Annotated in this window: 25 protein-coding genes; 21 read left to right on the forward strand and 4 right to left on the reverse strand. The window is 61.5% G+C overall.

Annotated features, from left to right (window positions below; all coding sequences use genetic code 11):
- Positions 1 to 3: 3 nt before the first annotated feature.
- The 8 genes from entS (at position 4) to EHO51_RS17345 (ending at position 8,387) form a co-directional block, all read left to right on the forward strand.
- Positions 4 to 1,419, forward strand: a complete 1,416-nt coding sequence (entS, locus tag EHO51_RS17310) for an enterobactin transporter EntS (RefSeq protein WP_124739893.1) — start codon at positions 4 to 6, stop codon at positions 1,417 to 1,419.
- A gap of 68 nt (positions 1,420 to 1,487) precedes the next feature.
- A complete protein-coding gene (locus tag EHO51_RS17315; RefSeq protein WP_124739894.1) occupies positions 1,488 to 2,678 on the forward strand; it encodes an isochorismate synthase in 1,191 nt (396 codons plus the stop codon).
- Positions 2,669 to 4,291, forward strand: a complete 1,623-nt coding sequence (locus EHO51_RS17320) for a (2,3-dihydroxybenzoyl)adenylate synthase (protein WP_124739895.1) — start codon at positions 2,669 to 2,671, stop codon at positions 4,289 to 4,291. Before EHO51_RS17315 ends, EHO51_RS17320 begins: the two co-directional genes overlap by 10 nt.
- Positions 4,292 to 4,310: 19 nt before the next feature.
- On the forward strand, positions 4,311 to 5,198 hold the full coding sequence (locus EHO51_RS17325; RefSeq protein ID WP_124739896.1) for an isochorismatase family protein: 888 nt from the start codon (positions 4,311 to 4,313) through the stop codon (positions 5,196 to 5,198).
- Positions 5,199 to 5,215: 17 nt separating this feature from the next.
- Entirely contained in the window at positions 5,216 to 5,962 is a 747-nt protein-coding gene (dhbA, locus tag EHO51_RS17330) for a 2,3-dihydro-2,3-dihydroxybenzoate dehydrogenase (RefSeq protein ID WP_124739897.1), read from the forward strand.
- A 203-nt stretch (positions 5,963 to 6,165) separates the two neighbouring features.
- A complete protein-coding gene (locus tag EHO51_RS17335) occupies positions 6,166 to 7,278 on the forward strand; it encodes a transporter substrate-binding domain-containing protein (protein WP_124739898.1) in 1,113 nt (370 codons plus the stop codon).
- Positions 7,279 to 7,424: 146 nt separating this feature from the next.
- Positions 7,425 to 7,562, forward strand: a complete 138-nt coding sequence (locus EHO51_RS21435) for a GCG_CRPN prefix-to-repeats domain-containing protein (RefSeq protein ID WP_432431931.1) — start codon at positions 7,425 to 7,427, stop codon at positions 7,560 to 7,562.
- 366 nt (positions 7,563 to 7,928) lie between these two features.
- Entirely contained in the window at positions 7,929 to 8,387 is a 459-nt protein-coding gene (locus EHO51_RS17345) for a MucR family transcriptional regulator (RefSeq protein ID WP_124739900.1), read from the forward strand.
- Positions 8,388 to 8,481: 94 nt separating this feature from the next.
- Here the strand turns inward: EHO51_RS17345 and EHO51_RS17350 are convergent, their stop codons facing one another.
- Positions 8,482 to 9,405, reverse strand: coding sequence for a ParB-like protein (locus EHO51_RS17350; protein ID WP_245434650.1), 924 nt, complete (start codon positions 9,403 to 9,405; stop codon positions 8,482 to 8,484).
- On the opposite strand from EHO51_RS17350, the gene EHO51_RS17355 reads away from it, so the two are divergent.
- Entirely contained in the window at positions 9,304 to 10,209 is a 906-nt protein-coding gene (locus EHO51_RS17355) for a glycoside hydrolase family 3 N-terminal domain-containing protein (RefSeq protein WP_245434651.1), read from the forward strand. The two genes, EHO51_RS17350 and EHO51_RS17355, sit on opposite strands and share 102 nt — an antisense overlap.
- Positions 10,210 to 10,283: 74 nt before the next feature.
- On the opposite strand, the gene EHO51_RS17360 is transcribed toward EHO51_RS17355, so the two are convergent.
- On the reverse strand, positions 10,284 to 11,240 hold the full coding sequence (locus EHO51_RS17360) for an N-acetylmuramic acid 6-phosphate etherase (protein ID WP_124740208.1): 957 nt from the start codon (positions 11,238 to 11,240) through the stop codon (positions 10,284 to 10,286).
- 176 nt (positions 11,241 to 11,416) lie between these two features.
- Here EHO51_RS17360 and EHO51_RS17365 point away from each other — a divergent pair, with 176 nt between their 5' ends.
- From EHO51_RS17365 to EHO51_RS17385, 5 genes are all read left to right on the forward strand, one after another.
- The gene (locus EHO51_RS17365) at positions 11,417 to 12,448 is read left to right on the forward strand and encodes an SIS domain-containing protein (RefSeq protein WP_124739903.1); all 1,032 of its coding nucleotides are present in this window, start codon (positions 11,417 to 11,419) and stop codon (positions 12,446 to 12,448) included.
- Entirely contained in the window at positions 12,445 to 13,608 is a 1,164-nt protein-coding gene (gene nagA / locus EHO51_RS17370; protein ID WP_124739904.1) for an N-acetylglucosamine-6-phosphate deacetylase, read from the forward strand. Before EHO51_RS17365 ends, nagA begins: the two co-directional genes overlap by 4 nt.
- 154 nt (positions 13,609 to 13,762) lie before the next feature.
- A complete protein-coding gene (locus EHO51_RS17375; RefSeq protein WP_245434652.1) occupies positions 13,763 to 15,415 on the forward strand; it encodes a hypothetical protein in 1,653 nt (550 codons plus the stop codon).
- A 138-nt stretch (positions 15,416 to 15,553) separates the two neighbouring features.
- On the forward strand, positions 15,554 to 16,861 hold the full coding sequence (locus tag EHO51_RS17380) for an ABC transporter permease (RefSeq protein WP_124739905.1): 1,308 nt from the start codon (positions 15,554 to 15,556) through the stop codon (positions 16,859 to 16,861).
- Complete coding sequence (locus tag EHO51_RS17385; protein WP_124739906.1) at positions 16,858 to 18,258, forward strand: ABC transporter ATP-binding protein; 1,401 nt, start codon at positions 16,858 to 16,860, stop codon at positions 18,256 to 18,258. Before EHO51_RS17380 ends, EHO51_RS17385 begins: the two co-directional genes overlap by 4 nt.
- Before the next feature lie 68 nt (positions 18,259 to 18,326).
- Here the strand turns inward: EHO51_RS17385 and EHO51_RS17390 are convergent, their stop codons facing one another.
- Together EHO51_RS17390 and EHO51_RS17395 are read right to left on the reverse strand one after the other, a co-directional pair.
- Positions 18,327 to 19,064, reverse strand: coding sequence for a YkgJ family cysteine cluster protein (locus EHO51_RS17390; protein ID WP_124739907.1), 738 nt, complete (start codon positions 19,062 to 19,064; stop codon positions 18,327 to 18,329).
- Between the two features lie 539 nt (positions 19,065 to 19,603).
- Positions 19,604 to 19,891: a hypothetical protein gene (locus EHO51_RS17395; RefSeq protein WP_124739908.1), complete on the reverse strand. Its 288-nt coding sequence runs from the start codon at positions 19,889 to 19,891 to the stop codon at positions 19,604 to 19,606.
- 119 nt (positions 19,892 to 20,010) lie between these two features.
- Between EHO51_RS17395 and EHO51_RS17400 the strand changes: the two genes are divergently transcribed.
- The 7 genes from EHO51_RS17400 to hypB are packed head-to-tail and all read left to right on the forward strand — an operon-like array spanning position 20,011 to position 24,391.
- The gene (locus EHO51_RS17400; RefSeq protein ID WP_124739909.1) at positions 20,011 to 20,448 is read left to right on the forward strand and encodes a hydrogenase accessory protein; all 438 of its coding nucleotides are present in this window, start codon (positions 20,011 to 20,013) and stop codon (positions 20,446 to 20,448) included.
- 3 nt (positions 20,449 to 20,451) lie between these two features.
- Positions 20,452 to 21,309: a hydrogenase expression/formation protein gene (locus tag EHO51_RS17405; protein WP_164479428.1), complete on the forward strand. Its 858-nt coding sequence runs from the start codon at positions 20,452 to 20,454 to the stop codon at positions 21,307 to 21,309.
- A complete protein-coding gene (locus EHO51_RS17410) occupies positions 21,306 to 21,524 on the forward strand; it encodes a rubredoxin (RefSeq protein ID WP_124739910.1) in 219 nt (72 codons plus the stop codon). Before EHO51_RS17405 ends, EHO51_RS17410 begins: the two co-directional genes overlap by 4 nt.
- Positions 21,508 to 22,032: a [NiFe]-hydrogenase assembly chaperone HybE gene (gene hybE, locus EHO51_RS17415; protein WP_245434653.1), complete on the forward strand. Its 525-nt coding sequence runs from the start codon at positions 21,508 to 21,510 to the stop codon at positions 22,030 to 22,032. The genes EHO51_RS17410 and hybE overlap by 17 nt, the downstream gene beginning before the upstream one ends.
- Before the next feature lie 10 nt (positions 22,033 to 22,042).
- Positions 22,043 to 23,128 carry a nickel-dependent hydrogenase large subunit gene (locus EHO51_RS17420; RefSeq protein WP_164479429.1) on the forward strand — a complete coding sequence of 362 codons (1,086 nt, stop codon included), beginning with the start codon at positions 22,043 to 22,045 and terminating at the stop codon, positions 23,126 to 23,128.
- Positions 23,121 to 23,462 (forward strand): hydrogenase maturation nickel metallochaperone HypA, encoded by a 342-nt coding sequence (gene hypA, locus EHO51_RS17425; RefSeq protein WP_124739912.1) that lies wholly within the window; start codon positions 23,121 to 23,123, stop codon positions 23,460 to 23,462. The genes EHO51_RS17420 and hypA overlap by 8 nt, the downstream gene beginning before the upstream one ends.
- A complete protein-coding gene (gene hypB, locus EHO51_RS17430; protein WP_124739913.1) occupies positions 23,462 to 24,391 on the forward strand; it encodes a hydrogenase nickel incorporation protein HypB in 930 nt (309 codons plus the stop codon). The genes hypA and hypB overlap by 1 nt, the downstream gene beginning before the upstream one ends.
- Positions 24,392 to 24,396 lie beyond the last annotated feature (5 nt).

Raw genomic sequence — 24,396 nt, forward strand, 5'->3', positions numbered from 1 at the left:
GGGATGGACACTCAGCACTCCCCAGAAGCGTCGCAAGAGAAGCGCAACGAAGGTCATGCCGTGTCGTCGGGTTCATCTCCTGATCCGGCGGGCGGCGTCGCCAAGAACATCGTCAAGAACAAATCTACTCTGCTGTTGGACCTTAGCCTGCTGCGCGACAACGCCGCATTTCGCACCGTCGTCATTGCGCGGACCCTGTCGGTGTTTTCGCTGGGCATGCTGACAGTGGCGGTCCCAGTTCAAATCCAGGAATTGACCGGCTCGCCTATGCAGGTCGGAATATCCATGGCGCTCGGCGGCGGCGGCGCCTTCGCCGGGCTGTTGGCGGGTGGGGTGCTCGCCGACCGGTGGGATAGACGCAAGCTCATCCTCTTTGCGCGGTCGGTGTGCGGCATTGGCTTCGCCGCGCTCGCCGTCAATGGCTTCAGCTCGTCGCCGTCAGTGCTGGCGATCTATGCGTTGGCGTTGTGGGACGGATTTTTCAGCGCGCTCGGCGTTACTGCGCTGCTCGCCGCCACGCCTTTTCTCGTCGGCCGCGACAATCTTGGCGCTGCCGGCCAGTTCAACATGCTGACGGTTCGCATGGGCGGAATCCTCTCTCCGGCAATCGGCGGGATGGTGATCGCGTCTTTCGGCGTGGGCTGGAATTACCTTGCAGCCGCGATCGGCGCGCTGCTGACCGTCGCTCAGCTCATGCGGCTTCCGCCGATGCCTCCCGCCAGACGCGAACCGCAGCACCCGCTGCGCGCGCTCGGGGCGGGCGTCGGCTATCTTTTCGTTAACAGGCTTGTCGGCGCCGTCGTCGCGGTGGGCGCGCTTGTCAGTCTCGGCGGCGGCGTTCGCATTCTCTTGCCGGCGCTTGCCGAGGACGTATACCGCGTCGGGCCGTCGGCGGTGGGGATGATGTATGCCGCTGCGCCGCTTGGCGCGACGGCAGCGGCCTTAACGGGCGGTTGGCTCGGCGGCTTTGCTCGTTCCGGAGCGCTACTGCTCGCGAGCGGCGCGGCAGCTTTCGTCGCGCTGGGGTCGCTCGGATTTATCAGCGATCCTGTCGTCGGTTTTGTGGCGCTCACGGGCTTTGGCTATTTGAGCTCGATCGCATCGCTTCTGCAGTTCACTCTTGTCCAACGCCACACGCCAGAACATTTGTTGGGTCGGGTCAATGGTCTATGGGCCGCCCAGGCGGTCACTGGCGACGCGTTTGGCGCGCTCGCGCTTGGAGGCCTGACTCGCGTTTTGCCGCTGACGTCCGCCATCCTCATTTTCAGCCTTATCGCGCTTTTTTCGAGCGGGGCGATGGCGATCGGATTTCGTTCCCTTCGCTTCGCCTCGTCAAAGAGGAGCGAGGATTTGTCTTCGACGAGCGCCGAAACGAGCGAACGGCCGCAGCCTCAACTCTCGAAGACCGAGAAAGCTTGATGTGCACGCCGTGCATGTAGGCGACGCCTTTTGATGAAGAACGATATCGATAGCGGTAGAGGTGCGACATGAATGCGATTAATCTTGCTCCTTCAGTTTCGACCATTGAAGCCAATCCCAGCTTTGTGTTCACTTCGCCGCACCGAAGCCTCAAAGCATTCGGCGTTGCCGAGCGAATTTGTCTTTCGGCGTGCGGAGCGGCGCATTCGGATAGTTTCCTGCAGATGGCCGTGCAGGGCGCAATCAATCGGGCGCGGCAGGCCGGACAGGTGAATCCCATCGTTGCGGGCGCCATTCCTTTCGACATACGGCAGCCCTGCTCACTGTTCGTGCCAATGAGTTATACTGAATTCGTAAGAGAGTCGCTGATGGTCGAGGAGCGACGCTCGGAGCGGGCGCCCACGGTCCTCGGCATGCGTAGCCTCCCCGACAAGGACGCATTCAAAGACGCCGTCACGCGCGCGATCACAAGCTTTCGCGCGGGTAAAATGTCGAAAGCGGTTCTATCCCGCATCCTCGAAATCGAACTCGCACAACCGGTCGACGTCACAGCGATCTTGAACGCCTTGATGAAGCAAAATCCCAGCGGCTATCATTTCAAGGCGCCTTTGGGCGATGGAGCGATATTGCTTGGCGCAAGTCCCGAACTCCTCATCCAAAAGGACGGCGCCGCCATTCGCTCTAATCCCTTGGCCGGTTCGGCCAAACGCAGATCGGACCCGGAAGAGGATCGGCTGGCGAGCCGCAAGCTGTTGCAGTCGAACAAAGACAATTTCGAGCACAGGCTTGTTGTGGATGAAATACAGGAAGCACTGGAGCCCGTATGCAAAGCTCTAACGACGCCCACTGAGCCAGCGCTCATGAACACGTCGACGATGTGGCATCTCTCGACATTGATCACCGGCGAGCTGGCGAACCACCACACGTCGGCGCTTCAACTTGCCTGTCGGCTGCATCCGACGCCAGCGGTCTGCGGCTATCCAACCGCTGAGTCGCGGTCGTTGATTGGCGCTCTGGAGCCATTCGACCGCGGCGTTTTCAGCGGCGCCGTCGGATGGTGCGACTCAGAGGGTAATGGCGAGTGGGCGGTGGCGATAAGGTGCGGAACGGTTCACGACAAAGCCATTCGACTCTTTGCCGGCGCCGGCATCGTCGAAGCTTCTGATCCGGAATCCGAATGGGCGGAAACTGAAGCCAAGTTAGGCACGATGCTGCGCGCCTTCGGAATAGAAACGGGGGAGCGCCCCGCATGCCGATAGAGTTCACGCCCTGGCCCGACGCCTTCGCCCGTAGATATCGCGACAAGGGCTATTGGCGCGGCGAGCCGCTGACCGAGATTTTGCAGCGCGCCTGCCATCGTCATCCTGACGCAGCCGCGCTCATTTGCGGCGAGCGACATCTCACTTACGCTGAGTTGGACGCTAGGTCCTCGCGCCTTGCGTCTAGCCTCATGCGGCGCGGAATAGTGCAGGGCGATACGGCGCTCGTGCAACTTCCCAACGTCGCCGAGTTTTACATCGTCTTTTTTGCGCTGCTCAAAATGGGAGTGGCGCCGGTCAACGCGCTGTTCAGCCACGACAGGCTGGAGATGACCGCCTATGCGCAGCAGCTTCAGCCCAAGCTTCTCATCGCGTCCGCCGAACATCGTCTCTTCGCGGATGGCGTCTATGTCACAGGCTTCCGAAGCTGCGCGCCGACATTGAGCGTCGTGGCCATCCACGGACGAACTGAATATGCTGAAAATCTCGAGGCGCTGTGGGAATGTGACTCAGACGGCGCGGCGGATGGACCGCGTCCGTCCGCGGCCGATCAGGTGGCGTTTTTCCAATTGTCGGGCGGCAGCACCGGCGTTCCCAAGCTCATTCCGCGCACCCATGACGATTACTTCTACAGCGTCCGGAGAAGCGCGGAAATCTGCGGTCTGACGGCTGAGAGCCGCTACCTGTGCGCGCTACCCGCGCCGCATAATTATCCGCTCAGTTCGCCCGGCGCGCTCGGCGTCTTTCACGTCGGCGGAACAGTGGTGATGGCGCGAAATCCGAGCGCGGATCTCTGCTTCGATCTCATTCGCCGTCACAAGGTCAATATCACAGCGATTGTGCCGACGGTTGCTTCGCTATGGCTCGACGCCGCCGCCAACGACTCTCGCGAAGCGCCGAATCTCACAGTGATGCAAGTCGGCGGCGCGCGGCTCAGCGAGACGGTCGCCCGCCGAATTGTCGCGACCTTCGGCTGTCGGCTGCAGCAGGTTTTCGGCATGGCCGAGGGGCTCGTCAACTACACAGGTCTTGATGATGCGCCCGAGCGCATTTTCACGACTCAAGGCCGGCCGATGAGTCCCGATGACGAACTGAAAGTCGTCGATGCAGATGGCGAAGAGGTCGCCGCAGGCGAGGTCGGCGAGCTGCTGACACGCGGTCCGTACACGGTCCGGGGCTATTATCGCTCCCCAGAACATAACGCTCGCGCCTTCGATGACGACGGTTTCTATCACACGGGCGATCTGGTCGAGATGACGGCGGAGGGATGTGTCAGAGTCGTGGGCCGCAAGAAGGATCAAATCAACCGCGGCGGCGAGAAGATTGCGGCGGAAGAGATCGAGAATGTGCTGCTGCAGCACGGGGCGGTCGTCCACGCGGCGCTCATTTCCATGCCTGACGCCCTGATGGGGGAGAAAAGTTGCGCTTACATTGTCACGAGCGACGCGGCGCTAAGACCGATCGCCTTGCGCAAGCACCTCCGCAGCCAGGGTGTCGCTGAATTCAAACTCCCTGACCGTTTTGAATTCGTCGATCAAATGCCGCTTACCGCCTTCGGGAAGGTCGATAAGCAAACACTGCGCGACGACATCCAGACGAAGCTCAACGTCTAAACGCAAACAGGAATTGACCATGGCCATACAGTCCCTTGCGTCCTACGCCATGCCGGGCCCGGACTCCTTCCGAATAAACAAAGTCAACTGGAGTTTTGCGCCCGAGCGCGCGGCGCTGCTGATCCACGACATGCAAGACTATTTCGTCGGCTTCTATGGCGAGGAAAGTCCACTTGTCGATCAGCTTGTTTCGAACATTCGTAGGATGCGCGCCTTTTTCAGGGCCCACGGCGCCCCGGTGATCTATACGGCGCAACCGATTGAACAGAGCGACGAAGATCGCGGGTTGTTGAGCGATATGTGGGGACCGGGTCTGAACGCTCATCCAGACCAACATAAGATCGTTGAAGCCTTGTCGCCGGAAGCGGACGACAAGGTGCTGACCAAATGGCGTTACAGCGCCTTCAAGCGTTCGTCCCTGGCCGAGATGATGAAGGACATGGGCAGAGATCAACTGGCGATCTGCGGCGTCTACGGCCACATCGGTTGTCTGACGACGGCGCTCGACGCCTTCATGCATGACATCAAGCCTTTCATGATCGCCGACGCTATCGGCGATTTTTCGCTCGAAGATCATCTCATGACTCTAAACTATGTCGCCGGACGCTGCGGCATGGTGGTCGGCGTCGACGAATTGCTCGCCGCGCGAAACACGCATTCTGCGCCGCTGACCAGAGAAGACCTCAAGAAGCAGCTTTTGTCGGCGCTCGATGTCGAGGAATCAGACTTCGACCCCGACGAAAACCTCATCGATTACGGCCTCGACTCGGTGCGAGTCATGATGCTGGTCACCGAATGGCGCAAGCTCGGCATCGATGTGGGTTTTGATGAGTTGGCGAAAAAGCCGACCTTGAATGGCTGGTGGGACATCATCGATCGGCGGCTCGCCGCGGTCGTCTCCGCGTGACGTCTCGGCGGTTGCGAATGAATTTTTCAGGAAAGCGGATCTGGGTCACGGGCGCCGGCCAGGGAATTGGCTATGCGACGGCCGCCCAATTCGCGGCGCTCGGCGGCGACGTTGTCGGGCTGGACATGACGTTCGCGGGCTCGAACTATCCTTTCGCGCCCGTGCGCCTCGACGTCAGCGATCGCGATCAGGTGCAAGAGACCTGCCGAGCCTTGCTGAAAGAGCGTCCGAGATTGGATGTGCTGGTCAGCGCCGCAGGCGTGCTGCGTCTTGGTTTGACGGAAGAGCTGAGCCTTGATGATTGGGCCGCGTGTATGAACGTCAACGCTTCCGGCCCCTTCCACCTGTTTCAGCACACCATCCCGCAGTTCAAACGGCAGCGCTCTGGGGCGATCGTCAGCGTCGGCTCCAACGCCGCGCATACGCCGCGCATGCTGATGAGCGCCTATTGCGCCTCGAAGGCGGCGCTGACCAGTCTGACGCACTGCGTCGGCTTGGAGCTCGCGCCTTACGGCGTTCGCTGCAACCTCGTCTCCCCTGGCTCCACTGACACCGCCATGCAGCGCTCGATGTGGCGTTCGGCAGACGCAGAGAAGCAAGTGATCGCCGGAGACCCAGGGTCCTTCAAATTGGGAATTCCGCTGGGAAAGATCGCCGCTCCGGAGGAGATCGCAAGCGCCGTCGTGTTTCTTGCGTCGGATCTCGCCAGCCACATCACGCTTCAGGATCTTGTCGTTGACGGCGGCGCGACGCTTGCAGCTTAACGGCTGATCGAAGGCGCCGCCGGGGGCGCCGACATGCCTGCCGGACGTCCGCCCGCCGTCATCCCGCCCGCGGCCGACGCAGAGCGGGCGCAGACCCGACATCTGCGCCTCGGGCGTTGGTCTTTGGCGAGACCGCTTCGACAAGTTATAAATCACCAAGCGCGATTGCGACACTTAAGCTTCAGAGAGCCAGCCCCGGCCGAATGATGATAAAAATCAAACTATTACTGTCCGTGACCTTAGCCTGCTTGGCCATCGTTGTGTCCACGCCCGCATGCCCGGAAACCAGCCCCCCTCCGGCGAAAAAGATGCAGGTTGTGGTGTTGGAAAGTCCACCGTTCGTCATGAAGACTGACCAGGGATTTACTGGATTTGCGATCGACCTGTGGGAGGAAAGCGCCAAACGCATGGGCTTGGATTACGAATATCGGGAAGCATCCACTCTCCAAGAGCTTCTCGATTCAGTAACCACGGGAAAATCCGACGTTGCGGTCACCGAGTTGACGATAAACGCCGAGCGGATGGAGCGAATGGATTTTTCCCAGCCCTGGTTCGATGCGGGCTTGCAGATGATGATTCATCAAGCGCCCCCGGCTGGTTTCTGGAGTTTCTTCGAGCAGCTTGAGGAGAATGGCCATCTTAGAGTGTATCTTTGGATGGGGCTCGGCGTGATCGTCGCTTCTTTTCTCCTTACGGCGCTGGACAGGCGCCTGGACCCCGAGTTTCCGACGGAGTGGAAACAGGGCTTTTCCGAGAGTTTTTATCACGTCCTCTCGGTTCTCACGTCTGGGAAAACAAATCACAAGCTGGTGTTCGGAAGTTACGGGACGATGATCGCCGGCATCTGGCTCGTCATGGGCGCGGGCGTTGTGGCTTACATAACGTCGTCGATCACTAGCGTCATGACTGTCAACTCTCTGGAACGGCGCATATGGGTCGCAGACAAAGGCAGGATCGAGGATTTAACGGATCTTAAAGGCAAGATAGTTGGCACGCTCAGCGGGAGCGTAGCGAACATGTATGTCGCGAAGGCGGGACTGTCCGGCCGGGGATTCAGCACCCTCGGCGCTCTCGTCAAGGCGCTCGCGGAAAATCGCGTGGATGCGATCGTCGGCGACCAGCCTTCCCTCGTTTATCACCTACATCAGCATCCCGATTTACCCGTGATCGCCGTAGGCAAGGTCGTAAGACAAGAAAAGTATGGGTTCGCTCTGAAGTCTGGGAGCCCGATCCGTCTGAAGCTCTCGAAACAGGTGATGCTCGCCTGGGAGACCGGCCTGATAGACCGTTTACGAAAAAAATATCTTGGCGGCTGAGAGCGCGAAACGCGTGGCGCAATTGCGAATTAAGAGATAGCGTGTCGCTGATAACTATAGGAGAACTTATGGCACAGTTTCGGATTTTGTTGACCGCGGCTACACTTAGTCTTGGTTTTGCTCTCGCGCCTACAGCATCGAACGCCATGCCGGCAGCCTCGATAAATGCTGCGGTTCAGGCTCCGATCGAGAAGGTTTATGGGGGATGTGGCGTTTACGGACACCGTGGCCCATATGGCGGTTGCCGGGCTGGCGGGCAGGCTACTGGGCGTTATCGCCGGTAAGTGATCTCTTCTTTAGCCAATGCAAAGCACCCCGAGGACTTAACTCCTCCGGGTGACGCACTTGAGACCTGGTTGGCGAGTTTCAGACGGGCTCTCAAGAATCAATTTTTGAAGGGGGCCTTTGGCTGGCGCTCCATTTTTGGGAAGAGATTGCGCTGCGACTCCGCAGCCCTGGAGACGCCTCAACTCCGTTGACGACCGCCTATAGCCTAGCGTGACATCGGATAAGCAGGTCGACGATCAGATAGACCCGTCGTCCAGAGTTCGGAGCCGCGGTATTCGCGGCGCAAGTAGAACAAGGCGCCTATCGACGCGGAGCCAATGTCCGCGTATCGAGGGCGGGTACGATCGCTTCGAGGATTTTCCGTGACATCAAATACAGATCAGCCGAATACGACCGAGCTCGCCGCCGAAATCGTGGCGGCCTTCGTCTCTCGCAATTCGCTTCCGGTGTCGGAGCTTCCCGCTCTGATCTTGTCCGTGGATGCGACGTTGCGCCGCCTCGCGACGGGCGCGCCGGCGACGCCGGCTTCGCCAGCCGAGCAACCGACGCCCGCCGTTTCCATCCGCAAGTCGGTTACGGCGGACCATCTAATCTGTCTGGATGACGGCAAGCGGTTCAAATCGCTCAAGCGGCATCTCGCGACGCTGGGGATGACGCCGGAGGAGTATCGCGCCAAGTGGGGCTTGCCCGCCGACTATCCGATGGTCGCGGCGAACTATGCGGCGCGGCGCTCGGACCTGGCGAAGAGCATGGGGCTCGGTCAATCCCGCGACAAGGCTGCTCCGGTAAAGCGCGGGCGCAAGCCGAAGGCGAGCGCTTAAATTTGCGGAGCGGGTGGTGATCTGAGACGTGGTTTCGACACGCTTGTCATTGCCCATCCCAAGCGCTTCTGATCGTCTTGTCCACCGAGGACTCCTATGAGGCCGCTTCTTTCATGCAGCGGCATCCGGCGCATGGGTCTTTGCACCACGCCTCGCGAATCAGCTTTTTGGCTGCTTTGATCGCGAGGGCAGGGTCACTTCGATGTAAATCGAGTTTGAGATGGACGCGCAGGAAATCGGCCCAGCGAAATTCGGCGAAAGGCGCATGATCCTTCGGGCATCCGCAGTCCCGGCGCAGTCGGGCTGTGAGGCTCCGGAAGGGATCATCCGCCAAGTCCTGGAGCGCGCGCGGCATCTCCGAAAGGGTCTGCGGCGCGCCGCTGGAGCAAATCAAGCCGCGTTTCCGTAGCGCCAAAAAGAACTGATTTGCTTCGAGATTGGACAGATCTTCGATCTGCCGCACTGAAACCAGGTCGACTTGCTCCTGAAGAAGCGCGAGCGCCATGTGGTGACCGTCAATAAGGAAATATTGCGCGTCAGGGCCGAATACCGCCGGAAAAGGGTGAGACGCGAGAAAACGGAGTTTTTCTCCAGCCGACAAGGCCCGCCACTTCGCGCGCTTGACGCCGACCTCCTCATATCCGACCGCCATCTGGGTCGGTCGCAGCTGTGCGAGCTTGACTGAAACAGTTTTCACGACCGCATCCATTCTCGGCAACCATTCTGACGCCGACTTTGACGCGCCTCGGCCGATCCGCGCAACATTGAAGTGGGATGGCGTCATCGACCGCTTTGACAGTCCTCTCACGATGACCATTTTACGCTCATGGATCTCCCGATCGGCGAACTGTTCATCTTGGGCTTTCGCGACCCGCTCATCCCTGGCTGGCTGCACGATTTTGCCCGGCGCTTTGGCTTGGGCGGAGTCATTCTTTTCGACTACGACTGTACGGATCAGAAATTCGAGCGGAACGTCTATGGGCCGGCTCAGCTTGAGGAGCTTTGCGAGAGTCTTCACGCCCTTCCGTCGCGCCCCCTCATTTTTATCGATCAGGAAGGCGGCAAGGTCCGCCGGTTGAAGGAGGAGCGGGGCTTCGTCCCGCTGCCAAGCGCCCGCCAGTTCGGGCGATTGACAGCCTCGGAACGGCGGAACGTCTTACGCCCCTCCTATGCGCAGATGCGACAGATCGGCATCGATGTGAACCTGTCGCCGGTCGTCGATCTCGACATCAATCCCGACAGCCCGGATGTCGGTTCGGTCCAGCGCAGCTACTCGAGCGACCCGAAGCTTGTCGCGGCATGCGTGGAGGCGCTGGCGGAAGTCGCTGGTTCGGTGAATTTGAAACTTTGCTTGAAGCACTTTCCCGGAACCGGCGGCGCGAAGGTCAATCCCCATGACCACGTCATGGATCTTTCCGATTGCCTCACCGACGCGCAGGTCAACGTGTTCAAGGAGCTGATCGCACGCGTGCCGATGGTCCTGTTCAGCCATGGCATCGTGAATCAATGGGAGAGAGACACGCCCGTCTGCCTCTCCCCCGTCGCGGTGAACAAGATGCGCGCCTGGGCGCCGGACGCCTGCATCCTGACCGACGATCTGCAGATGCAGGGCGTGCAAAAGCTGATGTCGACGGGCGAGGCCTGCGTGAAGGCGGTTCGGGCCGGCGCGGATTTCATCCTCATCGGCAACAACATGAAGGACGAGCAGCAACAGGCGGAGGAGTTTGCCCGTCAGCTGTTCTCGGCCTGCGCGCAGGATGCGTTCATGCGGGCCCACGCCGAGGCGTCCATCAAACGAATACGGAAGCTGAAATCTGGGTGAAGCGCGGAGCGCTAGACGTGCGGGTCGGCTCGCGAAGAGGACAATTGCTGGAGTGCGAACCTCAAGCTGGCGTCCTACTCGTGCGTCGCATCTTCCCGAATGTACGGCTGGGTCTCGTTCAGGTCCGCCGCCTTTGGCTGCTCGACAATCAAGCTCATGGCGCGGCGTAAATGGCCCTCTGCCTCGTCCAGCGCCGTCGCCGCCTTGGCGAGCCCATAGCCCTGCAGCAACAGAAAGGCGAGCTTCACGCTTCCGCCGGCGCGCTGCAAGGCCTCGTGGATTTCCTCGTCGCCGCGGCCGGTCAGCCGCGACAGAATTTTTTCGCTCCTCCGGGCCAGTTTCTTGTTCGAAGCCTGCACATCCACCATCAGCCCGTCGTAGACGCGCCCGAGCAGGATCATGACGAGAGACGAGAGCAGAATAAGCGTGATCCGCTGGGCGGTTCCCGCCTTCATCCGCGTCGAGCCGGCGATCGGTTCGGCGCCGGTTTCGAGGAAAATCGCATGATCGGCCTCCTGAAGAAGCGGCGTCCCGCGATTATTCGCGACGCCGATTGTCAGGGAGCCTCTGTTTTTCGCCTCCCGCAAACAGGCGAGCGTAAAAGGCGTCGTGCCGCTTGCCGCCACCGCGATGGTCACATCGGACGCCCCAATCTCATGCCGCCGAACGAGGTCGACCGCTTGGTGGTCCTGGTCTTCGGCGCCTTCAACAGCGTGGAGCAGGGCGGTTTGTCCGCCCGCCATCAGGAGCAGAAGCCGATCTTGCGGCCAGCCGAAGGTTGGCATGAGCTCCGCCCCATCCTGGGCCGCCAACCGACCGGACGTGCCAGCGCCGACGTAAACGAGCCGTCCAGGCCCGCGCAGCCGGCGCTCAATTGCAAGCGCCGCCCGCTCAATCGCGGGGCGCGCGGCTCGAACGGCGGCTACGGCGGAAAATTGCCCTTCGATCATGGAATCCAGGATCTCGGCCGGTTCCCAGACGTCGATCTTGGCATAGCGCGGACTTTGGCGTTCGGTCTCCGTCGGGCACATCGGCGCATTCCAGCTGATATTGGCGCATATGGCCAAATGGCGGGAAGAGTTCAAGCGAAGCTTCCTGTGAGCCAGCTCAAGACGCCGGCTCCGGCGCCGGAGCTGCGCTCGAACTTGCTTTCCCGCGCGTGCGGCTCAATCTCTGTGCTGATGGATTTGGCCGGAAACCGAAAATAATGACCGTCCTCGACGCGCAGATGACTTCCGATATGCGAGAGGCTCCGGCGGCCGTGCGACGGCAGGAGGAGGGACTCGCCGAGGTTCTCCCAGTTCTCGCGGATCGGTTACGGCGCAAGCCGCCTCAAGTCGTCGTCACCTGCGCGCGCGGCAGCTCGGCGCACGCCGCGACCTTCGGCAAGCATCTGATCGAGCGATGCCTCGGCGTCGTGGTGGCGCCCGCCGCGCCCAGCATCACGACGATCTATCATCAGCCTCTGCGCCTGGCTGACCAGCTCTTTCTCGCAATTTCACAGTCGGGCGAAAGCAGCGACATCATCGAACAGGCGGATGCAGCGCGCGCCTACGGCGCCGTGACCGCCTGCATCACAAATGACCCAGCGAGCGGGCTGGCGCAGGCTTGCGAATTCGTTTTGCCGATGGCGGCAGGCCTGGAACTGAGCATCCCCGCGACGAAGACCTTCATCGCGTCGGTGGCGGCGCTTGCCCGGTTGGTCGCCGTTTGGTCCGAGGACAAGGCGCTCGCGCGCGCGCTGACGGCATTGCCGGATCGCCTCGCCGCCGCCGGCGATCTCGACTGGAGCTGCGTCCTGGAGAGGATCGCCGGCGCCGAAAGCCTCGTCACGATCGGACGCGGTCCGACGCTCGCCATTGCGCGCGAGGCCGCACTGAAACTCAAGGAAACTTCGGACCTCCACGCGGAATGCTTTTCGTCGGCCGAATTCCTCCACGGCCCGGTCGCTCTGGTGGCGCCCGACTATCCCGTGCTCATGTTTGCGCCGACCGACGCCGCCGCCGCGGGCATGATGCAGCTCGCCGCGGATCTCAAGGCGAAGGGAGCCGCAGTCTTCATCACCTCATCGGAGGAGCGGACGCCGGGCCGGCTTCCAGCATTGTCCGCTGAACATCCCGAAACCGACGCGATCTGTCTGATCCAGAGCTTCTACGCCATGGTCGTCCGCCTGGCGGCGATGCGCGGAAAGAACGCCGACCAGCCGCGCCACCTGCGCAAGATCACGCGCACGCGATGAACGGCTGCTCTCGATATGCAGTGGCCGCGGACGTCGTCTTCGACGGCGAAAAAAGGCATGGCGACTTCGCCGTCGTGGTCGAAGACACGCAAATCGCGGCGCTGACGCGGCGATCCGACCTCCCATCTTCGATGGAAGTTTACAACGTCCCTCGAGGCGCCTGGCTTGCGCCGGGCTTTATCGACACTCAGGTCAACGGCGGAGGCGACGTCCTTTTCAACGCCGATCCGACGCCCGCCGCTCTGGCGAAGATAGCGCAGGCGCATCGCAAGTTCGGCGTGACGTCGCTTTTGCCGACGCTCATCACTGACAGCGATGAGGCGATGGCTGCGGCGCTTGACGCCGTCAGCGCAGTCATGGCGCGCGAGCCCGGCATTCTCGGGATTCATCTCGAAGGCCCTTTTTTGTCGCCGGAAAAGCCAGGCGTCCATCGGCGAGAGTTTATCCGCCGCCCACAAGCCCATCATCGCCAGATGCTCGGCGCGTTTGGCGCGGGCGTATTGCTCGTGACGCTCGCGCCCGAGGAGGCGCCCGACGGCTTCATCGCCGAACTTGTCGCTGCGGGCGCGAAGGTCTCGCTCGGTCATTCGATGGCCACTTATGAGCAAACGCGCGCCGCAATGGCGCAAGGCCTGACGGGCTTCACGCATTTGTTCAACGCGATGCGTCCGCTTTCCGCCCGCGAGCCCGGACCTGTCGCGGCGGCGCTCGAATCGCCCGACGCTTCTTACGGGCTCATCGTCGACGGCGAGCATGTCGCGCCCGCCATGCTGGGATTGGCGATGCGCGGCCTCGGGCGGGCCATGCTGGTGAGCGACGCCATGCCGCCGGTCGGCGGGACGAAAGCAGAGTTCGATCTCCTTGGTAGCGGGATCACGGTCCGCGACGGCAGTTGCCGGACGCAGGAGGGCGCGCTTGCAGGATCGTCGATCGAGATGGCGAGCGCGGTGCGCAACTGTGTGCGGCTTCTGGGACTTCCTCTGGAGGGGGCGCTGCGCTGCGCCTCTTGCCACCCCGCCGATTTTCTAGGTCTCGGAAAGTCGCTCGGCCGCCTCGCGCCGGGATATCGCGCCGACATGGTTGCGTTCGACCCGAAGGATATTTCTGTCTCCGCCGCCTGGGTCGCCGGCGAAAGATCTGATTATTGTTCGGGGGCGTAGCTCGTGGGCCGCGTGAGGAGCGCGACCGCCTCGCTTAAGCGAATCTTGCACATCCACAAAAGTGCTTGCCGGGCGAAGAACTATATCGCAGACCTTTCTGACGTCTCGATCCAATCGATTGAATCGAGTTCGCTGCGCTCTTAGGGAGAGACCGATGTCGACCGATCAAAACTTCCCGTCGGAAAAAGTGGTGTCGGAACTCGTCGCGCCGCAGGGTGTGCGGCCTCTCAATCAGCGTGGCCGGGTGGAACGTAGAGAGGTGCTGCGCGCCGGCGCCGCCGGAATCATCGGGACCATTTTCGGCGGCAAATCCGCCAATGCGACAGGGCTGTTCTCAGGCCTGATGGGAGACTCAGCGTCGGCGGCGGAGGCGACTGCGCCGCGTCTTGCGACGCTCGGCGACTACGTCTGGCTCACCCCCACGAAGCTCGGCGGGGGCGCTCAGGTGCAGGATCTTGCGACCGGCAAAACAATGGCCTGGATCGAATATTGGAATTACGGCGACAGCTGCCCGATCGCTCATCATCTCGCGGCCTTTCCTTCGGCCGACCCGCGCAAAGGCTTCGAGTTCGTAAACTCGACCCAGGGTGGGCAGAACGTGCTGATCTATGGCATCCCCACGCAGATCCGGGAACATGGAATGCTCGATCCTTTGTGGGGTCAGGGCAATCAGATCTATCGCGTCGGCTTCGACGGGCAGCAGATGAATTTGCTCGAGAATGTCGCCGAGACCACGGGAATCGGACTTGGCGTGCACACCGTGATTTTCCCGGACGCGTCCGGGTTCACGGTCGCGGACGGGCAAAAGGATGTGGTCGCCTTCTTCAATCGCGCCACCGGAAACCAGAAGACGACGGTGATCGACGCATTCCGTTTCGACTGGCGCGGAAACGAGCCGGACGGCGTGCTCGAGGACAACTGGTTCAAGGGAGGAACCGTTCGCGTCTCCCGTCTCTTAAAGGCGCCTGACACCGGGCTCTATGATTATCGCGGCGTCAAGGGAAACAAGCTCGATTGGGAGATGGTGCCCATGGGCGAGTATCTCGCCTATTCGGGACAGCTTCCGGGCGACTCGGTGAAGACGCTGACCGGCGCCGATAATTGCGTCCACCATCCGATCCATCCGCTCTCGCTGGTGACGCTTCGCATGTTCGCCGTCGGCGTCGTCATCGACCGCACGACGATGGAGCCGGTTGCGTGCATCTCTTCGCCGGACGGCACGACGAAGGAAAGCATTCCGGTCAAAAAAATCGCCGATGGCATTTGGGACATCAAGCTGGACAATGTCGTGTCGTCGGGACACGAATGCGGTTTTGGACCGCACGGCAAATGGTTCACCATGACGAACAACACCCGACAAAACAGCATGGGCGTGTTCGATTGTGCGGACCGCGATCCACGCAACTGGAAACGAGTCACCGAGTTCAAGGATTCGCACTGGGTCGGCGCGACGCCGAGCCCGTTCCACATCACCTATTCGATGGACGGCTCAAAAATGTTTGTCTCCGAGCTGCATCGCAAGCCGGCGAAAAGCGCCATCGTCGTCGTCGACACTAATACGTGGACGACAATCAAGCGCTTCGAGAATGTCGGCGTTGACCTGCAGACGATGCATGTCACCTATGACGGCAAATATGTGCTCGCGATCTTCAGCGGATTCCAGCGGCTCGAAGGAGGAACTTTCATCTTTACGCAGGATACGCTGGAGCCCGTTGGTTATATTCCGAACTTTGGCGGTCACCACGACTGCGTTATTGTTCCGCGGAACAATGAAGAGTTGATCCACAGCCGCTGCACCACGGTCTGACGGGATCGGCGAACCCGCAAGACGATTCTCGTCTCGCTTGCGCCTAGCGACGCGCGTCGCAAGCGATCGCGGCTACACAACGAAGCGGCCCCGCCTCACGCGCCAGGCCGCATCGAACTGCGGATTAACGGTTAGCCTATGACGAAACGCCATCGCTCGCGCTTCCTGCTGGTGCGGCTCGGCGCTCAGAACGTCGGACGTCGGCTGCTGCGGAGCCTGTTGCTCGGCTTGGCGGTGATGATCGCCGTCGGCGTTGTCTTCTCCGGCTTTGTCACCGGCTGGTCGCTGCGGGAAGGAATTTTGACGACCTTTTCGCGAATGGGCGCCGATCTCCTTATCGTGCCGCATGGTGCCTTGGTGAACATCACCAGCACGTTGCTCACAATTCAGCCGACGGATCTCGATCTGGATGCTGCTCTGGGCGACAAGCTCAGAGCCGTTCCCGGCGTGGCGAAGGTCGCCGCGCAGCATCTCATCCGCGCGAGCGTCGAAGGACGCGCGATCAATCTAATCGCCTATGATCAGGCGACCGATTTCACCGTCGAATCTTGGCTGCCCGCGGGGGAGAGACCCGTGGCGGCGACGGGGGGCCTGCTTGTTGGGGAGCGGGTCGCGCTGAAGACCGGCGAAGCCCTGACGATTTGCGGTCGGTCGCTGGTCGTGATGGGAAGATTGGGCCGAACCGGCGTGGGGCCCTTTGATGAATCTTATTTCATCACCTTTTCCGCGCTCGACGAACTTGTCGCCGCCGCGATCCGGGCGCGCCCTGCGAGCGTCCCTGTTCATCCGCCCGCGACTTCGCCTTCGGAAGGGGTTGACGCGACGCATCATGATCACGCCGCAGGACGGGCCGAATGCCTTCCGTCAATCGCGCAGGATCGTGTCTCTGCGTTTCTCCTGCAACTGTCGCCCGGCGCCTCGGCGGAGCAAGCGCGTTTCGCCATTGGACAGATCCCGGCGATCAAAATCGTCACGGGCAATCCGATCTTCACCGCCGCGCGCCAATCGCTTGGCAGTCTCTTCTGGGGCGTGGCGATTTTTGCAGGCTTGCTGATGCTGGCGATATTCTTTCTCGTGTCGTTGTTGTTTTCCGCCATCGTCCAGGAGCGCTATCGCGAAATCGGCGTGCTGCGCGCCATGGGCGCGCGGCCAGCGCAGATCATATCGATCACCCTGATCGAGGCTGGGCTCATCACAGGCTTTGGCGGCCTGTTAGGCGTCGGCGCGGGTTTCTCGCTGATTTTCGTTTTTGCCCGTTCTCTCGGCTTTTATTTTTCGTCCCTCGGCGTGCCCTTCGAGGCCCCGCCTGCGGGGGTCATATGGATCGCGGCGGGCGCGGCCGCGCTCTGCGGCGTTACGATCGGCGTCGGAGGGGCTTTCGTCGCCGCTTGGCGCACACGGCGTCTTGAGCCCTACGCGATGATCCAGATGGAAAGCGCGCGATGATTCTTTCCGCCACGGGTTTGCGGAAGCATTACGGCGGCGATCCTGGCGTGGACGCGGTGATCTCTGCCGATTTGATCGTTGGCGCAGGCGAGTTCGTGTCGGTCGTCGGACGTTCCGGCTCCGGTAAATCGACGCTGCTCGCCATGGTCGGCGGGCTGACGCCGCCGACGGCAGGCAGGGTTCAACTCGCGGGGGACGAGATCTGGGATCTTCCCGAGGCGCAGCTTGCCGATGTCAGGCGGGAGCGCATCGGTTTCGTCTTTCAGTTCCAGAGTCTCCTTCCCAATCTTCGGGCCATCGACAATGTCGCCTTGCCGGCCCTTCTGGGTGACGACGTGACGCCAGAATGCGCCTATGCGCGCGCGCAAGGCCTTCTCGCCCGCGTGGGCCTGAGCGATCGGATGACAGCCTTCCCAGGACAGATGTCCGGCGGCGAGCAGCGTCGCGTCGTGATCGCTCGAGCTTTGATCAATGAACCGCAATTGCTTCTTGGGGACGAACCGACAAGCGATCTCGACGAGGAGACGGAAGAAGAGATCTTCGCGCTGCTCGACAATTTGCGACGAGAGGAAAATTTCGCCATGGCGCTCGTCACGCATAACCATGCGCTTGCGCAACGCGCTGATCGCATGTTCGAGATGCGGCAAGGAATTCTCCTTCCGAGCGACGAACCGCGCGCCTTCGTCGCTGCGCCGATCCGCTACGTTGAACCGACCGCGAAAAAAACGCCCGCGCCGGTCGGCGCCGTTGCAGACGGCGCTCGCGATTTCGACAAACTCGGCAAGACGCTGTGGGCGACAGCGGGACGCATCTTCGCCGCCGCGGCGCTGTTGTTCGTCATTGCGTCTGTGGCAAATTACGGCGTGGCGCGCTACCAGCAGTATGAACTGGACGCCGGTCGGCAGCGACTCGCCGCGCTCGAAGAACTTGCGACCTCCACCCTGCAGAGCGACATCGCGTCAATTACGCAGCTTGGCGAGGGCCGTTATGAGGTGACGATTTATCTGGAGAACACAAAGGCCGAACAACCCATTTACGTCATGTCGCCGAGCGTGCAGGGTTTCGTGCAGGTTGGAGTCGGCTGGCAGGAAGCGCCGCTCACGCCGGTCGACGACGCGACCGCCGCGGTGCTGAAAGTCACAGGCCGGCAGCTCTACCGCTTCATCTTTGAGGCCCGCCTCACGAAATTCACCGAATTATTGCCGCACTACATGCATGTGCGCTTCAGCAACAACATGCTTGTCAGTCCCGAGAGCACGCCCACGAATGAGTTATTTCAGCGCGTCGATAATTATTATGTCTATCTGAAACCGGACAATGTCGACGACGCCACGATCGCGAAAGATGTCCGATTTCCCGGGCCGCCTCCGCTCTGGATCTGGATGCCGCCGCACTGAAGTCGCGCGCCATAGCGCCGCTGCTCCACTCTCTCCGTGAAGTTGGCGAACGCAATCGCAATCGCGCTCTACGCGGTGGCGGCGGCGTCCAAAATCGCTGCAGCTTCGATAAGGTCGAAGTCGGGAATGCGCGCGTTCGTCAAAGGATCTTCGCCTGATATCCATTGTTCGAGCGCATTTGGCGCGGAGAGCGCGCAATTAAGAGCTCTGTTGACCTCGTAAAGTCCCCAAGCCAGTCCCGCGCGCCGCAGCGCCGCCATCAAGGCGTTCTGAACGAGGCTGCGGACAACGAGATGCGGCGTGGAGATCGGCGCTTCAACGGCTTCGCCTCTCACCGCCGCAAGGCATAACGCCTTGTCGAAGGCCGCATGACCGCGGCAAGCAAGCGGACGAATTTTATAGGCGAGGCATAATTCGCCTTCGATCAGCGGGCAGGCATGCTGGGCGGTCAGTCGCTGTTCTTCGGACAGCCCGCCAACGGCCCGATCGGCGTCGGCGATGCGCTTTCCGAGCATTATGCCACGCTCCCGAAAGGCGGCGGCGTTGACGGAAATGAAGCGCGCGAGCAGGAATATTTCCGGCGCCGTCGCGACGACGCGAAGGCGGCAACAGGCCGCGCATTCTCCCTGACAGGCGAGCGCTGGCGCGCCTGTCGCCTGAAGGGCGACGTTCTGCGTGAAGCTGTCAAAAGCTTGCGCGCAGAGCAGCGCGACAAGCTCTGGGCGCGCCCCGCGCGAGCTTATCGTCTCGCTGAAGGCGTTCGACGCGGCCTTGAAGAAGGCGGAAGGGCTGATATCTCCGCTCATCCGCCTTTTTCCACCCCTACGCCAGTAGAAGATGATCGGCGCAGCGCTGGCTTCGCACGCCGATCTCGGTTGCGAGCTCCAACTCCTAAGACCGCGATACTGCGGAGCATCGTGCTGGTGAAGAACGTTGCGCGGATTGGCGGGTCGGAAGAGGAGCCTGAAACCGGAGGGGATCGTCGGCCTCCACCTGGGGCGCTCCGGCGTCATTCGCGATTCTGCCCCGACATGCGGATGGGGGCAAGGTGGTAGCGGAGGAGCGATACCGCCTTTCCCCACAACGCCTAAATATCCGCTACTGTATTCGGTCCTTCGCTTAACCAAGGTAGCGAGCGCGTTAAGATATCCGACTGAGCAGCAGATAGATCGACCGCATTGGTTGTAAGCGGTGCGAGAACGACCCCTGATCGCTTGTGGACATTTTGATGGGGCGGATCTCGCCGCCGCGCCAATTCATGAAGCTCGGCGCCGAGCGCTTCTTGATAGCCCAAATTGCTTTCTCGCGGTTTTTGAGGTGGCCACATGCAGACCGAGTGAAAGCTCTAGCTGAGAGTTTCACCGGGCGTGAGCGTCATAGTAGAATCGGGCATGACGCACATTCCCGGTTCTGATCGCTCGCAGTTGCTGCTCTTGCCCGAGGCAATCGAAGTTACGTCACCGCCGACGACCCGGTCCGCTTCATTGACGCCTTCGTGGGCGGGCTGGACTTGAAGACAACTGGTCGGCGATGGCGGCCTGATATTAACCGAGCCCGCCCATTTTGAACTTTGTTCACTTGGAAACTTACTTTTAAAAAAGGAAAGGAAGATTCCATCCTGATAGCGGCGCATAAATTTAGATCCTTTAAAAATACATTGATTTCAATGTGTAGCAAAGAAATGCGTCGCGGCCCCGGCCTTGGCGCCCTCATTGCAATTTCTCCAAAAAAGAAAGTTGGGAGGAGTTGCCGATGTCGCCTTTGCTGCGGCGCCTGATCGAACGGGCGCGGCTGCCGCTCGTGGATGAGTTGAGCCTCGAAGCGTTTCTCGACGGCGTGTCTAAGGAGCGCGCGCAGGCCCTGCTGTTCCTTTCCGGCGATGGCGCGAATCGTCCCGAGACCGGCGATGTCGCGGTCGTGCTGCCCGAACTGTTGTCGCATTTTTCGGATCGCCTGCGCGGCGCCGTGATCGCCCCCGAAGCCGAAGAAAGACTGCGTCCGCGGCTTCACGCCTATGTGTCGCCAAGTCTCGTCGTCATGCGGGGACGCGTGCCCGTCGGCGTCATGCCGAAAATCTGGGACTGGGCCGATTACATCGCGAAGATCGAGGGTTTTCTCGACCCTTGCGCGCCTGTGCTCGCCGGACCGAAAAGGCCGCAGGTCGAGATTTCTTTCAGAGCGGGAGCCTGACCCGTGAAAGCAGGATTTTGGGCGGCCCCCGAAGGCGCGGACGAGGCGATGCCGGTCGAGCCGATCGGCCTCGACGACGTTTTTTCCGCGGGCCTCAGTCTACGTCTCGGCAGTCTTGCGAATAAAAAGTCGGAAGACCTCGTTCGTCGTTGCGCCGGCGTTGGAAGCCTTCTCCTCGAACTCGCGGAGGCGCTCGCCCTTCAGAAGGCGGAAGAGCAGGGTCGTCTCTTTGACATTACCGATCGCACCGCGGACGAGCGCGAACTCCTCGACCAGGCGCTCGGCGCGGGCGAGGTGAGCGGCGTCGTCGCGTTGCCGGAGGGTGTCACGGCGCAAATCGCGGAATCGACCATGGCCGGCCTCTGGCGCGTGCGCTTCAGCGACGCCAACGATCGGCTCGTCGGCGATTATCTTGAGGTCAGCGACATTCCCGAGATCGTTAAGCGCGCGGCGATCGTCAATGCGCGCGACGTTTCCTTTGGCGAAGCGCCCGAAGGCGCCATGAACGTCATGCCGCTCCTCGCGGAAATTCGCGCGCGCGTCGCGGCCTTCACGCCGGGCGCCAAGTCTCACATCATCAATTTCATGCTGTTTCCGATGGCGCCGGAAGACATGGGCTTCCTGCAGGCTTCGCTCGGAGAGGGGCCTGTCGGCCTCCTGTCGCGCGGCTACGGCAAGTGCCGCGTTCATGCGACGGCGACGCGCCACGTCTGGTCGGTGCAATATTTCAACGCCATGGACGAGATCATTCTCGATACGCTCGAAATCGGCGGCGTGCCTGTCGTCGCTTTGGCGGCGACCGAGGATTTTCGTGATTCGAGCGAGCGGCTCCGCGAAATCTATGAGGCCTATTTCCAATGAGCTTCGAGAATTTCGATGCGCCTCGCGATGTGAGCGCCAATGCAAAAATGGAATGCGGCGTGTGCTGGCATGTCTATGATCCCTCGCTTGGCGACGACGTCTGGCAGATTCCGCCTGGCGTATCCTTCAGCGCATTGCCCGCGGATTGGCGCTGTCCGAATTGCGATGCGCCGCTGGCGAAATTCATGAGGCTCGTCGATGAGCGCGATGGTTGATGCCGCGCGCGCAGCGGCGGCGACACTCGCCGGCGCGCTGCTCGCCGATCACTACCGGCGCGTCCATGAAGCGATGCGCGATCTGCCGATCTGCAATCCGGCGCTGGAGATAGAAGCGATCGGCTTCCGGCCCTATGGGGGCCACGCGGTCGGCGTCATTCTCACGCCCTGGTTCATGAACCTTATGATCTGCGCAGCGGACGCCGAGGAGCTCCCGCCGAAGGCTCCAGGCGAAACGGCCTATTGGCCGCTGACTGCCGGGCGCGTGGGCTTTGTCGTTGGATGGCTCGAAGGCTTCGGCCGCGTCGACAGCTGCTCGCTCTTTTCTCCGATGGACGATTTTGCTGATCACGCCGCGGCGCGCGCCGTCGCCGTCGCCGCGCTCGACGAATTGTTCGATCCCGCTTTAGCGGACGCACGCGCCGCGGCGACGCGGAGACCCGCGTTGCTGGATCGGCGTTCGCTTATTTTCGGCGCGAAGCGCGACGAAACGCATGTCGCGCCATGAGCGACGGGCCATGAGCGAGTTACCGGAGATGTCCACGAGCATTGGCGTCGAGGTGACGCGCATCGAGGATAGGGTGGAAGAGGCGAAGGTCACGCCGCGACGACAAGTCGACGCCACGCGAATTCTCTATGGGAAGGCGGCGAGCGACGCGCCGAGTCTGATCGGCTCGGTCTTCACCCTCTGCGCCGCCTCGCAGCGCATCGCAAGCGAAGCGGCGATGGCGGCGGCGCAGTCGCGACCCACGCCTGACGCCTTGCGTTGGCGTTGGAGACGCATGCTCTACGCCGAGCGCATCGCCGAACATTTGCGCGCGAGTCTGCTGGATTGGCCCGGCGAGAAAAGCGACCCCCGTCGTCTTGCGCATCTGCCGGCCTTGCGCAAGGCGCTGTGGGCCGCCCGCGCGGCTGGAGAAGGGCATGACAATTCTCTCCACGCCGCTTTGAAGGAGGCGGCATGCGAAGTCGGCGCGCCGCTTGAAGCGGGTCGGAATCCTACAGCCTGGTTCGCTGAGTTATGGCGAGACGCCCTGCAATATGCGCAGATCGCGCCTTGGTTGAGCGGCGTCGACTTTCTAGCAATTGACGACGTAGAGTCCGTGCATCTCGCCCTATGTGAGCGAAACGCCGATTTTCTCGCCCGCCCGCATCTGCCGGGGCGCGTCGTCGAAACCGGGCCCTTCGCGCGTCAATTCGCTTACCTGCGCCGCAATGTCGGACTGCTCGCGGCAAGGCTTCAGGCGCGCTTCCACGACATTGCCCAGGCTCTGGAAGCGTTGGCGAGCAGGGAGCTCTTGGCGGGCGAGGGAGATCTCGTCGTTGCAGGTTCGCGTCGGCTTGGCGAAGGATTCGCCATGGTGGACTCGCCACGTGGATTTTTGTTCCATCGCGTCGAAATCGACGCATCGGGCACCGTGACGACATATGATATTCTTGCGCCGACGGAATGGAACTTCCATCCCTCCGGGCCTTTCGCCCAAGCGCTTGCGGCGACTAAGCTCGACGTCGCCGAGCCCCGGCGGTTTGTCGCCACGCTTGCGGCATTGTTCGATCCCTGCGCATCCTGCGATATCAGACTTCGCGAGGCGCTGCATGCATGAAATGTCGCTGATGGAAGCCCTCATCGATCTCGCCGAGGAGGAAGCACGCAAGGCCGACGCGCGCCGCATCGCCGTCCTGCGCGTCGCCGTCGGCGCGCTGAGCCATGTCGATCCGCACGCCTTGCGCTTTTGCTTCGACGCCGTGGTTCGCGGCTCGATGTGCGAGGGCGCCGCCCTAGATTTGCTGGATGTTCCGGGCGCGGGCTGGTGTCTCGATTGCGGCACGGAAGTCGCGTTGGCCGAGCGTTTCGGGGCTTGTCCCGAATGCGGACGCCATCGCGTTCAAATGACGCGCGGCGACGATTTTCGCCTCATCGAACTGGAGGTCGCCTGATGTGCACTGTCTGCGGTTGCGGAACGAGCGTCGTCGAAGACAAGGACAAGGCCCAAAAGCGCGACGCTCAGGCGCATGATCACGCCGCCCATGGCCATCATCATCACCATTTGCATGATCACGGTCATGACCACGACCACGGTCATCGTCATGACCATGAACATCACGATCATTGTCATGACCATGGCGGGGCGAGTCATGGCGACGACTCGATCGATTACGGCGCGGGACTAGCCGGCGTTCATGCGCCCGGCCTCAGCCAGGAGCGCATCGTCAAGATCGAGCGCGACATTCTGTCGAAGAACGACGCCTATGCGCGCGAAAACCGTCATCGCCTCGCGGCGAACGGCAATTTCGCGCTGAATTTCGTTTCCAGTCCTGGCTCAGGAAAAACCAGTCTTCTCGTGCGCGCGATCGAGGATTTGAAGGCGCGACGCGAGATCGTCGTGATCGAAGGCGACCAGCAAACCTCGAACGACGCGGAGCGCATTCGCGCGACCGGCGCGCGCGCCTTACAGATCAACACCGGCAAGGGCTGCCACCTCGACGCACATATGGTCGGACACGCGATCGATACGCTCGCGCCGGAAAAGAATGCGCTGCTCTTCATCGAGAATGTCGGAAATCTTGTCTGTCCGTCGGCCTTCGATCTTGGCGAAGCGCATAAGGTCGTCGTGCTGTCGGTGACGGAAGGCGAGGACAAGCCGCTCAAATATCCAGACATGTTCGCCGCCGCCGATCTGATGCTGCTCAACAAGGCCGATCTTCTACCGCATCTCGATTTCGATGTCGGCGCTTGTATCGCGGCGGCGCTCACGGTCAATCCCGATCTGCAGACGCTTGTCGTTTCGGCGCGAAGCGGCGAAGGCATGCAGGCCTTCTACGCCTGGATCGAAGCGCGCGCCGCGCGCATGGCGGTCGCGGAGTAAGGCGG

Origin of the sequence: Methylocystis rosea (assembly GCF_003855495.1) — a bacterium.
Lineage (GTDB): Bacteria > Pseudomonadota > Alphaproteobacteria > Rhizobiales > Beijerinckiaceae > Methylocystis > Methylocystis rosea_A.